Source organism: Deefgea rivuli DSM 18356, assembly GCF_000620145.1.
Classification (GTDB): Bacteria; Pseudomonadota; Gammaproteobacteria; order Burkholderiales; family Chitinibacteraceae; genus Deefgea; species Deefgea rivuli.
The window spans coordinates 1-13470 of record NZ_JHVM01000020.1 but is presented as its reverse complement, the minus strand read 5'-3'; the positions used below and the strand labels follow the sequence as shown (position 1 = coordinate 13470).

At 47.4% G+C, this 13470-nt stretch carries 15 protein-coding genes and 1 pseudogene; 10 read left to right on the top strand and 6 right to left on the bottom strand.

Annotated elements, in window-relative coordinates:
- Positions 1-3 precede the first annotated feature (3 nt).
- Positions 4-378, top strand: a complete 375-nt coding sequence (locus Q320_RS0109380; RefSeq protein WP_156939035.1) for a hypothetical protein — start codon at positions 4-6, stop codon at positions 376-378.
- 297 nt (positions 379-675) lie between these two features.
- On the top strand, positions 676-1593 hold the full coding sequence (locus tag Q320_RS0109375; protein WP_027468782.1) for a DNA-binding protein: 918 nt from the start codon (positions 676-678) through the stop codon (positions 1591-1593).
- 604 nt (positions 1594-2197) lie between these two features.
- On the opposite strand, the gene Q320_RS0109370 is transcribed toward Q320_RS0109375, so the two are convergent.
- A complete protein-coding gene (locus Q320_RS0109370; protein WP_027468781.1) occupies positions 2198-3118 on the bottom strand; it encodes a LysR family transcriptional regulator in 921 nt (306 codons plus the stop codon).
- 42 nt (positions 3119-3160) lie between these two features.
- Between Q320_RS0109370 and Q320_RS0109365 the strand changes: the two genes are divergently transcribed.
- The 5 genes from Q320_RS0109365 (at position 3161) to Q320_RS0109345 (ending at position 8515) form a co-directional block, all read left to right on the top strand.
- Positions 3161-4096 carry an NmrA family NAD(P)-binding protein gene (locus Q320_RS0109365; protein WP_245590991.1) on the top strand — a complete coding sequence of 312 codons (936 nt, stop codon included), beginning with the start codon at positions 3161-3163 and terminating at the stop codon, positions 4094-4096.
- A gap of 1120 nt (positions 4097-5216) precedes the next feature.
- A complete protein-coding gene (locus Q320_RS19295; RefSeq protein ID WP_051534633.1) occupies positions 5217-5669 on the top strand; it encodes a plasmid mobilization protein in 453 nt (150 codons plus the stop codon).
- Positions 5659-7884 (top strand): relaxase/mobilization nuclease domain-containing protein, encoded by a 2226-nt coding sequence (locus Q320_RS20790; RefSeq protein ID WP_051534632.1) that lies wholly within the window; start codon positions 5659-5661, stop codon positions 7882-7884. The genes Q320_RS19295 and Q320_RS20790 overlap by 11 nt, the downstream gene beginning before the upstream one ends.
- Before the next feature lie 47 nt (positions 7885-7931).
- Positions 7932-8234, top strand: a complete 303-nt coding sequence (locus Q320_RS19285) for a hypothetical protein (RefSeq protein WP_035853351.1) — start codon at positions 7932-7934, stop codon at positions 8232-8234.
- Positions 8235-8248: 14 nt separating this feature from the next.
- Complete coding sequence (locus Q320_RS0109345) at positions 8249-8515, top strand: BPSL0761 family protein (RefSeq protein ID WP_027468779.1); 267 nt, start codon at positions 8249-8251, stop codon at positions 8513-8515.
- A 206-nt stretch (positions 8516-8721) separates the two neighbouring features.
- On the opposite strand, the gene Q320_RS21845 is transcribed toward Q320_RS0109345, so the two are convergent.
- The 3 genes from Q320_RS21845 to Q320_RS21555 form a co-directional block, all read right to left on the bottom strand.
- Positions 8722-8961, bottom strand: a complete 240-nt coding sequence (locus Q320_RS21845; protein ID WP_211251213.1) for a hypothetical protein — start codon at positions 8959-8961, stop codon at positions 8722-8724.
- 67 nt (positions 8962-9028) lie between these two features.
- On the bottom strand, positions 9029-9418 hold the full coding sequence (locus Q320_RS0109335) for a type II toxin-antitoxin system death-on-curing family toxin (protein WP_027468778.1): 390 nt from the start codon (positions 9416-9418) through the stop codon (positions 9029-9031).
- Positions 9415-9579, bottom strand: coding sequence for an acetyltransferase (locus tag Q320_RS21555; protein ID WP_156939034.1), 165 nt, complete (start codon positions 9577-9579; stop codon positions 9415-9417). Before Q320_RS21555 ends, Q320_RS0109335 begins: the two co-directional genes overlap by 4 nt.
- 381 nt (positions 9580-9960) lie before the next feature.
- Here Q320_RS21555 and Q320_RS0109325 point away from each other — a divergent pair, with 381 nt between their 5' ends.
- Positions 9961-10773: a DUF6216 family protein gene (locus tag Q320_RS0109325; RefSeq protein ID WP_027468777.1), complete on the top strand. Its 813-nt coding sequence runs from the start codon at positions 9961-9963 to the stop codon at positions 10771-10773.
- Between the two features lie 84 nt (positions 10774-10857).
- On the opposite strand, the gene Q320_RS0109320 is transcribed toward Q320_RS0109325, so the two are convergent.
- The gene (locus Q320_RS0109320) at positions 10858-11745 is read right to left on the bottom strand and encodes a hypothetical protein (protein WP_156939033.1); all 888 of its coding nucleotides are present in this window, start codon (positions 11743-11745) and stop codon (positions 10858-10860) included.
- Positions 11746-11828: 83 nt separating this feature from the next.
- Positions 11829-12260: a hypothetical protein gene (locus tag Q320_RS21550; RefSeq protein ID WP_156939032.1), complete on the bottom strand. Its 432-nt coding sequence runs from the start codon at positions 12258-12260 to the stop codon at positions 11829-11831.
- An 87-nt stretch (positions 12261-12347) separates the two neighbouring features.
- On the opposite strand from Q320_RS21550, the gene Q320_RS19275 reads away from it, so the two are divergent.
- Both Q320_RS19275 and Q320_RS21305 read left to right on the top strand, forming a co-directional pair.
- A complete protein-coding gene (locus tag Q320_RS19275; protein WP_156939031.1) occupies positions 12348-12632 on the top strand; it encodes a helix-turn-helix domain-containing protein in 285 nt (94 codons plus the stop codon).
- 65 nt (positions 12633-12697) lie between these two features.
- Positions 12698-13380 (top strand): annotated as a pseudogene (locus Q320_RS21305) (IS3 family transposase); the annotation flags it as partial.
- Between the last annotated feature and the right edge of the window lie 90 nt (positions 13381-13470).

Sequence of the window (13470 nt, the reverse complement as noted above, 5' to 3'; positions counted from 1 at the left end):
ATCATGTTGAATCAGACATTTTCAAATTTAGAGCATGCTCGTGTGCTTACTAAGGCCGCGTTTAGGGCTAGTGACCGGTTAGGTATTGATCAATCGTATTTTTCTCAACTTTTTGAGATTGATGCTGCTCGCATGTTGTTTTTGAGTAGTGCCCAGGATGTTTTTGATTTTGAGCAAGCTGAGTGGGGTCATGCTATTGCACTTGTGGCGTGTTATTCGGCGTTGTGTATTTTGTTGGGTGATGATGATCCTATTAAAACTTCTGCTTGGATGAAAAGCTATCATTTGGATTTAGGTAAGGCTCCAATTCAACTTCTTATGGCACCCAATGGCATTGAGCAGTTGGAACAGTTTTTATTGAATTTTCGTGGTGTTTAGGTCTTTGATTTTTTTGGAATGGTATTTTTTGATCGGTAGTTATTAAGATTGAGAGTGTCATAGAATCAACACTTTTCATTACGCTGTACGTATGTTTTATAGTGCAGCTTCAAATCTAGTTTTTCCTTTTTGTTCGTGGGTAATATTAAAATCGGGTAGCCCACTCGTATTTCATTATTTTCAGTTCACGTGGTTGTATTTTGTGTCTCGCGTCACTCATACAACATTCAGATAATGATTGTGTAAGAAGAATAATAAGAATATTCTTCTTCTTATATTATTTCTGGGGTTCTAGATATGGACATCGATCAAGCAATTCGTGAACGGGTACTCGTTGCAGCTAAAGCATTGTATGAAGAGTCTGGTCGGGTTGATTTTCCGACTGTTGCAGCCGTTCGATCTAAGGCTGGTGTTGATATGAATGCGGCATCCGTGGTCATGAAAGAGTGGCGTCGTCTTCAAACCACGACTGCGGCGCCGGTTGAGGTGGTGGTGCCACCTGCAGTTCTTCAGGCTGCGCAAGTGTTGGTGGCGAACCTGTGGAAAGATGCCCAAGACTTGGCCAATGAAAGTTTGCTAGCGGCTCAGTCAGGTTGGGATGCTGAACGTGCTGAAGCAGAAACGCTGCGTTCTCAGTTGAGTGAGGCTTTTGAAGGGGTTCTTGCTGAATTTGAAGCGCTGCAAGCTCAACTAGCTGATTGTGAAAAGGCATTAGATGACGCTCAACTACTGATTCAACATGAACAAACTGCTAATCGTGAATTGCAATCTGAAAAATCGGCGCTGCAATCGGTATATGGCACCGAGATCGCACGTAACGAAGAGCTTGAGCGTCGTATTGTCGATTTAAGAGCTGAATTGGATCGTACGCACATGGATAAGCAGTCTGCTGATCTTGATCGTCAGTCCGCTATCGCAGAGCGTGATGAACTAAGGGTGCAGTTTGTTGATTTGAACCAACGCTTAAATGTGGCCGTGCAGTCAGCTCATACGGCAGCTGCGTTGTTGAGCCAAGCTGAGTCTCGTATTGTCGCGGCGGAAGGGCGTGAGGCTGTTCTTTATTCTGAGCTGAGAGAGGCGCGGACTCTCCAAGAGCAAATTCGTACAGAGGCTGCTCATCATGTAGAGGTCGCCGCGCAGCGAGCAGGGGAATTGGATGCGTTGCGTGGATTTTTAGCGCGTTTCACGCCACCATCTACGGCTTTACCAGGCTAAATGGTTAGGTGCGCTCGATTTTAGTCAGGCGAGTGCTAGATGCCATATTTTGATCGCATCAGAGATGCGTAATTAGAATTCGATTGGAAGGCTATAAAAAGGCCGAACTTGACCTTTTTATAGCATCGTTTCAACATCATAATTTCAAATTATTTTTTGTTACTCGGTGCAGTTTTTGGTTTTCCCGCGTCGCTACGTTTTTCACGAATTTGACCATCGTTATTACGTGATCGAGGCTGTTCTCCACCACCTGGTTTTGGTACGTTTACATCTTTATTAATTGGTCTTCTATCAGTCATATTTTGTCCAATTTATATGCGGTTAGCCATCAATTATCTCGTTCGTCTTAAGCCCTAAAATATTGTTCTTATGACAATAGGAACAATACACGAACTCGTATTTTCTTTATTTTTTTTACCGCACAAATGAAAGCAAAAAGATAAAATAATTATTTTTTTTGAAAGTAACTTCTTTGTTTTGAGAAAAATATTGCTTGTTGCCGAATGCGGAGCTGCCAGTTTTAAAACAGACAAATATTCCGTTGATTGAGGGTATACCGTTTGTTGTTGGTGGCTGTACGATTGCTACGACCGTTTTGGAAACCTTACCTATCAGTATTCATCGTAGTAACGACGTCGATGAGCTGTTGTCTGACCCAAATATGAGCGGGGTCGCTGTGGAAACGCTCGTGCCAGATCATTGCTGGCGACAGGGGAGCAACCTGTAGTGGCAGATTCAAGAGTGCGAGAGGGAGATTTTTCGTGAGTAGGCGTGCCAATCGGCTTGGTAATGTAAGAATCATGTCGCTATCCGCCACCAACATTGCACCAGTAAGGAAGTGAGGAACTCGCAGCGCGACGCGACGAGTGAGCCCCTGCGTTAAGAGAGCAGTGTCGACTGCGCTCTGTCCTACTCCAGAAATAGTCACGGCGATGTGGCGCAAGGCCACATAACGCGCCAGACTGAGTCCGTCTGCCACATAAGGGTGATTGGCCCTCACCATACACACCAAAGTGTCGGCGTAAAGGCTGCGTCGATGGAGACTGCCGGGCAGTCCATCGAAAATGCCCAGCGCCAGATCTGCTTCCCCTTGTTCGACCAGCCGCACGTTGTCCCCTGCTGGTTGCGCGATATGGAGATTTAGTGCTGGCGCATGGCGCTCTAAGCGGGTAATCAAACCAGATAAGACCATCAGACTCAAGTGATCGTGTGCGGCAATTGTGATCCGACCCATTGCTGAGGAAGGATCGAAGGCTGTTGGCGAGACGATGCCACGGGCATCATCCAGCAGTTTAGCCACTGGACCTGCCAACGCTTCACCACGTGGGGTTAGCTCTAGCCCGAGCTTGCCGCGGACTACCAAACGATCACTCAACATAGTGCGCAGCCGACCCAGCGCGCGGCTGGCGGCGGGTTGGCTTAAACCCAGTCGGAGACCGGCTTGGGTGACGCTTCTTTCTCGAACGAGTGCTTCGAACAGCTTTAATAGGTTGAGGTCGATTGTAGATAAATCCACTTGGTGCATTTTAACTATACCTTTCATGCTATGGATGCATGTTCAGTGATCATGCATCCTTACATCTCATCTGAAAAGGAGTTTTTAATGGTTGCTTCCTCCCCTCTTCCTTATGTTGTATTCGGCGTAACTGGTCGAACCGGCGCTGCTGCCGCTGATGCACTTTTACGTTCTGGCCACCCTGTACGCGTCGTGGTACGCGACTCAGCAAAAAGCCAACAGTGGTCCGAACGTGGCGCAGAAGTTGTCGTGGCCGATATGACCGATCTGGCCTCAATGATCGAGGCGCTCAGTCAGGCTCAAGGTGCCTATGTCGTTAGTCCGCAGCACTATCACCGTGAAGACTTATTTGAAAGAGCCGACTTTATTGTCGATAACATCGCGCGCGCTGCAGTTGCGGCCGCAGTGCCTAGACTTGTGGCTCTTTCCTCGGTTGGGGCTGACCGTGAACGTGGAACGGGATGGATCAGGATGAACCACAGGTTCGAGCAGCGTTTAAGCGAAACTGGTGTGCCAACCATTTTTCTGCGAGCGGCCTATTTCATGGAGAACTGGATGCCGATGATTGAAGAGGCCATCCGTAGCGGTATTCTGCCAACGTTTCTGGCGCCATCACAGCGGTCTATCCCGATGGTCGCGACTGTGGATATTGGTCGCGTTGCCGCTGCTTTGCTGCAAGAAGAAAGAATGAGCACTGGCGTTGTCGCGCTCTCGGGTCCCAAAGACTACGCTCCGAATAATGTCGCTGGCATTATTTCAGCGATGCTTGCGAAGCCTATTAGCGTCACAGTCCTGCCAGAAACTGAGTGGCCGAAAGCGTTGGTGGATGCCCATTTCTCAAAGGCAGCCCTTGCGGGCTTCACCGAAATGACCCGTGGCTTGAATAGCTCGTATATCGATATTAAGAGTGATTCTGGTGTGGTCGAAATGCTGGGGACGACGATGCTTGAACAAGTGATCGTCGAACTGGTGCAGCGTCAGCGCTAAAAGGCCGTAGGTGTTATTTGGCTTCTTGTTGATTTGTCTAACTGATGAGTGACCTACGTCGTAGGGGCGGTCTGAGTCGCGCGTTTGTTGTGGCCAAATTATTTAGGGTGGTCGGTACAAATTAAGGCTCTGAGCGTGATTTTTTCTGGTCAGTTTGGTTTCTGGGTTTTAAAAACGCGGGCGCTACTACCGTGGTGGTTGATCAAACCGCCGCGTTACGCGCCCGCTCGACATGGCTTCATCTCAGAATCTGCGTATTGTGTTCAATATTGTGAATGGTACTCAAACCTAAAAAATGATGTTGTTCCCAAGTGGAACAGTTGCTCTGCCGAGGTTGTTCTGGTTTCAAACAATTGAGCTGGTGTGTTTGTTTCATTTAGGAACAATGTTACTGAGGAATTTGTTCTGTTTTAGAACAGCAGTGCGTAGGGGCGAAATCGAGTAAACCGCAGTCAAAAACTTCGGGCGCTCTTGGACTGTGTGGACATTCGGCCGGAAGCGCGTCGCGCCCGTTTTCCATCGCGACGGATCAACGCAGAAATATGTTGTTCACAATTGTTCGTATTGGGAACAATGCGGGATGGAATTTTGTTCCGTTTTGGAACAGTATTTGGCGTTGTTTTTACGTGATTTACTTTCCGCAAAGAATAGCACTTTTAATAATATTTAGTGACTTTTTCAGATTGTGATTTTGCGTTTTTTGATATTAATAGCTAACACCCGGAACGTACAGATAGTAAACATATAGCACACCTAAAACAGACCCAGAATAGGCATAAAATGTTATTTGTTCGCAGATAGTCTAAACATTGTTTGGAAAATGTTTACACCCAGAGCGCGCACAGAACGTTATGGGTCTTTTATGTGTTTGTTTTGTATTGGGAAATATTGATCCCAAGATTTGTATTGGAAGCAATTCCCCGTCCTTTTTTACGTTTTCAGATGACTTTCAGCAGAGTCCGCGCTATATTAACCATCACTGCTGATATATAGCTAAGCCAGCTTACCCCGTATTACATTTCGCCGCGCTTCGCGGTCTTATGTAAACGGGGGCTGTCGAGGGGCTCCGCCCCTTCGATCCCCGCGCTGCTGCGCGGCTTGGTATTGGGAACAATCAGATATGGTCAAAAAAGAAACTACAACCAGTTTGCGCTTAAGCTCAGAGAAATTGGCCGATTGGCGCTGCCAAGCTAATGCCGCGAATTTGAGCCTATCGGATTGGATTCGAGCCAAAGTAGACTCTGGCGAGATGACCGGTAAACCCACGCCGAGTCGGCAGCGTGAAACGGCGAATTATGCCTCTGTTGATCCCCAGCTGATGGGCGAACTCGGCCATCTTGGCAACAATTTGAACCAGATCGGAAGGGCGCTTAACACTGCGAATAAAACCGGTCGACAGATTGATACGGTCATCGTTACGATCAATTTGATCGCGATCGAGCAAGAAATCGCACGCCTGTTACCCGCGCTCGCCGCAGCCCCAAGTCTGACACGTAGCGACGAAACAGTGCGGCGAACCAAAGCGCGTTACGCCGCGCAGCGTGCCGCAAAGGCGAAAGCTCGTGCTGATTAAATTTCTGCCGCATGGATCCGGTGACGCTTCGAAAGCTGCGGCCTACGTTTTGGATGAGGCCGACCACCTTAATGTTCGCCGGGAAGGGGTCAGTGTATTGCGCGGGAATTTGCAATTGTTCGCCGCGATTGCCAATAATCTGCCGTTTCGGCAGCGATATACATCGGGGGTGGTCGCCTGGGCAGAAGGAGATGCGCCGACTGACGAGGACATCGAAGCCGTGCTCAATGAGTTCGAGCGCGTTGCTTTCGCCGGTCTCGATCCGGATGAATATCAACTTAATGTGGTGCAGCATGTCGAGCCAAACGGCTCGAAACACGTTCATATTCTGGTGCCTCGCGTGAATTTGCGGTCTAAAAAGAGCCTGAATATTGCCCCGCCAGGCTGGGAGGGGCTTTTTTACCCCCTACGCAATGCCTGGAATAATGAGCAAGGGTGGGCTCGGCCAGATGACCCTTTGCGGAAACGCGATCATTGCCCTGATTTTCACGCCTATATTGATGCGGCTGCGCTGCGGGCTGGTTTACAGGTTGAGCCTCAGTCCCGCAGTGAGCTGACCAAATTTATTAAGCAGCAAGTGGAAAACGGGCAGATTAAACATTGTGATGACGTGCTGCTTGAGCTTCAGCAGTTCGGTAAGGTCAATCGTAGTAAGAAAGGCGATTATATTCGCGTAATTCCGCCTGGTTTTGATAAAGGACTGCGGCTTAAAGGCGCATTTTTTGAAGCGGATTTCGATCCTGCAATATGGATCGCAAATGAGCAGCAGCGGGGAAAAAATCAAAACCGTTATAGCGGTCGTGAAAAAGTGACTCTTGATCATCAAAAACGGGCTAAACAGGCTCGGCGTGAACTAGCCGAGGCGGTTGAGAAACGCAGGCAGTATCACCAAGATCGCTACCATCGACCGGCCAAAGGTGTGTCCGATCAGGCGGTGATACCTGATCGTGAAGTAGGTGCTGACGCGGATCCAATGGCTGCGCTCGATCAGTTGCAGATCCCAAATAAAGGAAATACCAGTGACGGAATTAGAGAAGATTCTTACTCAGCAGCTCAAAGCGCTGGACGAGCAGTATGTGAGGCAAGCGATGGAGTTTCAAACGCTGCTGCAAAACTTGGAGCAACGATTGAGCGCCACGACCGAGCTACAGAGCGCGATGGCCAAAGAGTTAGAGCAGTTGCGCGAGAATCAGGCCGAGCTGCTCAAATTATTCGCCAGCTAGATGAGCACAATCGTGATGAATTGGTACGGTTCAAAACAGACGTCAGCTTGATTGCGGTTGCGAAATCGTATGGCTATCTCCCCCAAAAAAATGGCAGTACGCCTGGCAGCGTTTTACTGAAGAAGGGGTCAGAAACGCTACTGTGCGTCACAAATTCCGATAATAACAATTACGAACAATATTACAACCTCACCGATGGGCATGATTCTGGCTCGGTGATCGATTTTGTACAGCGGCGGGAACCGCATCTGAATTTGGGTCAGATCCGAAGAAAATTACGGCTACATCTGAAGGCTATGACATCTGATCGTTTGGCTGAATTTAAGCCGCGTGCTGTGTCACGCCAGCATATTATCCAGGCGTTGGAGTGGCATCGTTTACCGCCATATCAAGGCGATTTACTGCAACATCAGTTCCATATCGATGGCGAAAGCATTGAAGTCTTTGCGGACAAATTACGGCAAAACGAATCTGGTTTACCGTGCTTTAGGCATGTGGATAGGACGAGTATTGTTGGCTATGAAATTGAAACTGGATCGGGCATCGTGTTTTCGACGTCAGGTCCGGCGGGGCTGTTTACGCATCGAATAGGCCAGGATGTCGATCGTGTCGTCATTGTGAGCTCAGCGGTCGAGGCTATGGCCTACCATCAACTGAATGCTCAGGAAGATACGGTTTATATCGGTCTTGGCAATGCGTTAAGCGAGTCACAATTGGGCATGTTGTTTGGGTATTTTGCTAGGGACGATCGGCAAAAAACACCGGTTGTTATTGCGCTGTCGCACACCGAGCAGGCGCTGAAGTTTGCAGAAAGAATCCAAGCTGAACGCCCATCTGCGAGCTGTGTTTGGCCTAATTCAGTCACGTGGAGCGATGAGTTAGGACGTTCGGTCGGCAAAAAACCGGTTCGGAATAAGAATGCTAGGATCGAGGTACGACACGATTTGAATTCTGATTCCTATCCTCGTAGCGATTTTGATGTGGATTGGTAGTCGACAATTAATTGTGGTATGTCACATTAATTTGTGCCGAATCGAAAATGGATTCAGGTCTCGATGAGCTGATTTCGGTTGCTACTTTGGGAGGGGTTTTAGTGACGGCGAGTGAGCTTTTATCGGTCGTTTCGGTTCATACGAACCGGCACGGGCAGCCCCATTTTATTGTGCTTAATGACATTCCAGAACCTTGGCATACGCAATTTAAACTGGCGCTGCGCGGTAGTGCTTGCCCGCAAGTGATGGGATTTGCGGAATGTGCTTTTGCCGTTGATTGGACTGACTGGGTCAATGGGGAGTGGCGAGATCGAGCCGCAAAACCGATTGGGCTTGATGACGTGAAATAACTTGGAGCGACAAAATGACAACAGCAGCTGAACGCACGATTTCAATACTAACAACCCTACAATTGCTTGATGACTTGCGTGCAAGAACGGATGTACCAGAGGAATTGCGGGCGCGAGCCGAGCAGGCGTTGCGGCATTTTCCGAGGGCGGGGGACATCGCGTCTTTGGCCAAGTTTTGTGATCAGCACACGTTAGCGCCACATGTTTTTTGCGTCGAAGATCCGTCTACGTCTGAGTTGGCCAAGCATTTTAAAGCCGCGAGCAAGTTTGATTTCAAATAAACGACGTAGGTTCGATTTTCCACCCAAACGCAGTTCGGCCTTAGCTTAGTGGTCCTCATGTACTTCTGCAGCCACATCGCTCGATGACTTTAAACTGGTCGCGAGGTAGCAACGTCGATTTGGGGAATGAATGGATGACTAGGGATGAACGTCGCACATTTGCGGTGAAGCTCAATGCGTTGGAATACGGTGAAAGATAAATAGGACTACAAATCGTCTATGTTCACTTGAATCAACGGCCGCCCATCCTGCAATCTGTCGTTTGCTATCTTGGTCAAGATTTGATCTTCTAATTGATCCTCATCTGTGGTTTTCCTAAACTGTAAATGACCATGACTATTCATTTCATAAACTAAAAGGTCGCCAGCTTGCCAGCCGAGCTGAGCCAATAGCTCAGGTGGAAATTCTAAAATTGCGTCGCCACTACCGTCATCAGTATCGAGCAACTTTACAGTCCATTTTTCTTGTCTCATAACACGCTAAAACCAAAATTCAAATTTTGAAAATGCCTGTTTAAAGTTCGGTCGAATTTACTGCATCAAATAACAAATCAGCTAATGCGTCCCGATCAACCTTGCCCTGGGCAACATCAACCATGATTTCTTCAAGTTCAGCATCACGGTCTATGTCAAACCCCTGAAGCTGTAAATATGTCAATGCCGTGACCAGTGCTGTGCGCTTGTTGGCATCAGCAAAACAATGACCACGTGAAAGCGAAATGGCGTACATTGCCGCAATTTCAAACACATCATCCAGCCCATCATAGTCAACCGCATGCATGATCCGACCTAGCGCCCCTTCTAGAGCCGCGCTACCGTGATAACCATGAACACCCGCTTCAGTGGTTAAAATCTCATCATGAATTTCACAAACAAGAGTCGCAGTGATGAGTGAAGCAATCATCGGTCAGCCAATGCTTTAATGACTTTAGCGTGTTTCTTAATCACGCGCTTTGCTGTTGCCAATACTACACGCTTGCCTGCATCACCATTCAAGTCCATCTGAGCTGGTTTCTGTGGTGTACGCCGTGTATGGGGCAATCCATATTTCTTAACATTTTCCATGGTTTGTTCCAGTTAACTTTTTCAATGGCATGAGGCCATTAAGTATATTTCGTCAAAATAGCATTGAGCAACGCATCATCACTGCTCAGTATAGCACCCATCATTAAATCCATTTTTAAGGAGAAATGGGCGAAGTGGTAAGCCATATTTATTGTGTTGGATGATATTCCAGATCCGTGGCATTAGTAGTTCAAGTCGGAATTTTCCAAGAACGGGTGGCATCGCGTCATTGGTCTGGTTGTGTGACCAGCACACTTCAAGTGCCTACTGGCGTTAGTGCTGCCGCACGTGAGGCATTAATTCTGTTTTGGTTCTTGTTCCGGGTTGGTTGTTTTTGCCGTCTGACATATTTTTTGTATTCAAAATTTTAAATGGAGCATTATGGATAAGTTAAATTATTTTCTGCAGAGCCCGATTTTATCGGCCTCTGGCCCTGTTGCACTCATTCTGATGATCTCCTTGTTTTGGTGGCGAGCGGGATCTGTTTATTCGTTACTTGAACGGCTTTGGCGGTTAATTGCTGGCAGCACTGATGTTTCTGATGCAAAGTTAAAGGCGTTTATGCGGGATGTTCGGGATTTGGAACGTTTCCGCTTCATGTACGGCCTTCGCGTTGAAAGTAAAATAGAACTTCATGCCATGCTCGATTGGCTTAAGACACATTCAGTAGGGATTGCTGATGCGCAACATGCAAAGAAATGGATAAATATTAAAAATGAATCTGTTATCACTAAACCAACACCTAAATACTTTTTGAAAACTGTAGTGATAATTTCTTTGTCGTTAGTTGTACTGGGGGTATCGAAGGAACTAGGCTCAAGCAAGTATGCGTGGTTAACAATGAAAGAAACAAAGACGTCATTCTTAACGGACGGACAGACAGTAAAAGCAATATGGTCTGATTGGTCTTTTAATGCTGGCCAATGCGCTTTAGACCAGGTTCAATCGATGGAAACAGGGTTTTCAGATAAAGAAATAACCATATTGTGCAATGCAATCAAAACGAATGAAATGGCAGAATTTGCCAAGTCATCAGTGAAGCTTCAGCAGTCAGTCGCTTTCGCTGTCGGGTTGTCTGCATTTTTGCTTATGTTTATACAATTTATCTTGCTGCATGCAGCACAAAAGGCCGATGCAATTTATTCTAAGGTGTCAAAGCTCAAACTGTCAGAAAGTCAAAATATTCAGAGTTAGTTGCTTGCATTAATAGTAAATTAAAAAGGGCGGTTATTTCCGCCCTTTTTAATTAACGCGATTGAGAAATTGCAGCCATTGGAGTTATTGAATATTGATGGTGGTTTTTGCAGGTTTTGCTGCTTTTGCCGCAGCAGCTTTAGCGGCAATTAATTTGTTTTGCTGCTCAAGTCGGCGGTTTACGTCTACTAAAGCTAATCCGTAGCCGGTCAGACTCGTTTTATTCATATCGCCTTGCACGGCAGGATCCATCGTGATGCGGAGCACCATACTGGCTTTGCAGGTGGGGATACTCATGGTGGTTAGATCTTTGTCGCCATACAGCTGACGCTCATCCAGTGAGCGATCTGCGACGCCATACAGTTGATAAAACGGTTGAATGTTGGTTTTTCGGTTAGCGAATGGCGAAAATGCGCCGTTGCATGGGCTTCCAGCCGGAGCGCCGAAATACTGTTTGCCGTTGGTATTGAAATCCCAATTGAGGTAGACAACCGCCGTTGAGTTTTTCAGTGGGCGATAAGTGTACGAAGGTTGGCCAAATTTATTTAAATACGAGCTGATGACCGCATTGGGTGACAACATCATAGTTTTGAAGCCTTGCCCAATAAAATAAGCTCCTTGAGCATCATACAGTGCGCTGACCACTACCCGCCCCAGTGGCCCTTCTCCACCACTGATATAAAATTCGGCCTCACTGAATTTGTCGAAGCGGGGCGATAGTGCTTTTTTGTCGATGATGAGTGGCTCTTGGCCTTGTTTGGGGCGCTTGGCGTCATAGGCACTCACGGCCGCGTTAATTTCAGAAAATGAGCTATTCAATCCAAAACCCATGATTTTTAGCTTGCTCATGTCGTAGTCTTTGTAGCTGCCCGCCTCTACTGCGGCAGGCTCACTGCCTACCGTTGCGCTGCTATTACCGGATGTCGCCACTTTAATTGGGTTTGCGACGCAGCCGCTGAAAACAAACATCATTGATAGCGCCGTAAAAGTACGAATTTTCATCATGTCCTTGTGATGCAGTGAGTTGTGGATTGAGGCGGGTTGAATTTCTGTATTTACAGCAGCTGCTTCCATTCAATGGCTGCGGGATCGTCCGGATTCTTACTTATAATATTGAGCGTCTCGCCATTGCAAAAATTAACTCTAATTGCGTTAGATGCCTTACTGCCCTTGCTGTATTCGCCGTGCCAAATGGATTCCACCCGTTGACATTGCCATGCGGCATTTTCAGTTTGGTCAGGATAGAAAATCATCGACAGATTGTGCTCTGCGAGTGAACCCTCAATTGTGATCATCGCAAGCTGCACCTCGTTCAATCCAGATAGCAGCATTGGGCGAGTGCCAATACCGGTTTGACTGTTGCAAGGTATCTCTAAGAGAAAGAAGGGCGCGCGATTCGCTCGTGAAATGCTGGTGAAGCTGAGTAATGAGAGGTTGGAGTTACTATCTGTGGATTTGGTCGCGTTTGGTTGGGCTGCGTAAAACATATTTAGAATGCCAGAGTTATAAACCATAGTTAATTGTACTATAGTTTATAGAGTGGCTTGATATCCAATCGATTCGGGGAGACGATTTTGGATACAAAAGCTGCATTTTCAATTGCGTTACGCAAACTTCGAAATGCCAAAGAGATGAGCCAAGAAGATTTTTCAGATGTTTGTAGCCAGGTCTATATGTCACAGCTTGAGTGCGGAAAAAAGAATCCAACGCTGAGTATGGTGGATTCTCTTGCGCGTGAAATGCACATTCATCCGCTGACATTGCTACTCAAGACGTATGCAGAGTTGGAGCCCAGTAGTAGCCCCGAGGAGTTGCTTGCCCAAGCGTTGGAAGAATTTAAGCGGTTGACAAAATCTTAATAGTGAATCGCCCCGGGTTTCCTAGACACCTAAAGAGCCTCAAAATGAGGTTATTAGGAGGTCTTATGAGTAAATCCAATCGCTACACCGAAGAATTCAAAATCGAAGCAGTCAAGCAAGTTACGGAACGCAACTATCCTGTCGCAGAAGTCGCCGAGCGACTTGGGGTTTCAGGGCATAGCATCTACAGCTGGATTAAGCGCTACACCACACCCTTACCAGAACAAGCGCAAACAACTGCTCAGCAGGATGAAATTCGGCAACTTAAAGCTGAACTACGGCGAGTGACTGAAGAGCGCGACATCCTAAAAAAGGCCGCCGCGTACTTTGCCAAGCTATCCGGGTAAGGTACGCCTTCATTCGTGACCATCAAGCGCTACATTCGGTTCGACGGCTCTGCCAGATGATGCAAGTCCATCCCAGTGGCTACTATGCTTGGCTGCAACGACCACAATCATTGCGCACGATTGATGACCAGCGCTTGACTGGCATCATCACTGAAGCGTGGCAAGAAAGCGGCGGCGTCTATGATTATCGCAAGATTAATGATGACTTGCGTGATATGGGCGAACAATGCGGCAAGCATCGCGTTGCACGCTTAATGCGCTTCGCTGGCCTTCGCTCACAAACGGGCTATCGTCGTCGACGTGGGTTTTATGGAGGTAAGGCCACCGTGACAGCCCCAAACCATTTGGCTCGGCAATTTAATGTCGATACACCTAATCAGGTTTGGGTGACTGACATTAGTGTGCCGCAGCAAGCGGCGTAAGAGATGAGGGTATGGCCCCTCGCAATCGGCTTGCAGGAGCGGGTTGCAAACCACCATAAGCGGCGTTGG

Bases quoted from the DNA above. Each gene is read 5' to 3' on its own strand.
- Q320_RS0109380 (WP_156939035.1), top strand. From the start codon at position 4: ATGTTGAATCAGACATTTTCAAATTTAGAGCATGCTCGTGTGCTTACT.
- Q320_RS0109375 (WP_027468782.1), top strand. From the start codon at position 676: ATGGACATCGATCAAGCAATTCGTGAACGGGTACTCGTTGCAGCTAAA.
- Q320_RS0109370 (WP_027468781.1), bottom strand. From the start codon at position 3,118: ATGCACCAAGTGGATTTATCTACAATCGACCTCAACCTATTAAAGCTG.
- Q320_RS0109365 (WP_245590991.1), top strand. From the start codon at position 3,161: ATGCATCCTTACATCTCATCTGAAAAGGAGTTTTTAATGGTTGCTTCC.
- Q320_RS19295 (WP_051534633.1), top strand. From the start codon at position 5,217: ATGGTCAAAAAAGAAACTACAACCAGTTTGCGCTTAAGCTCAGAGAAA.
- Q320_RS19285 (WP_035853351.1), top strand. From the start codon at position 7,932: ATGGATTCAGGTCTCGATGAGCTGATTTCGGTTGCTACTTTGGGAGGG.
- Q320_RS0109345 (WP_027468779.1), top strand. From the start codon at position 8,249: ATGACAACAGCAGCTGAACGCACGATTTCAATACTAACAACCCTACAA.
- Q320_RS0109335 (WP_027468778.1), bottom strand. From the start codon at position 9,418: ATGATTGCTTCACTCATCACTGCGACTCTTGTTTGTGAAATTCATGAT.
- Q320_RS21555 (WP_156939034.1), bottom strand. From the start codon at position 9,579: ATGGAAAATGTTAAGAAATATGGATTGCCCCATACACGGCGTACACCA.
- Q320_RS0109325 (WP_027468777.1), top strand. From the start codon at position 9,961: ATGGATAAGTTAAATTATTTTCTGCAGAGCCCGATTTTATCGGCCTCT.
- Q320_RS0109320 (WP_156939033.1), bottom strand. From the start codon at position 11,745: ATGATGTTTGTTTTCAGCGGCTGCGTCGCAAACCCAATTAAAGTGGCG.
- Q320_RS21550 (WP_156939032.1), bottom strand. From the start codon at position 12,260: ATGTTTTACGCAGCCCAACCAAACGCGACCAAATCCACAGATAGTAAC.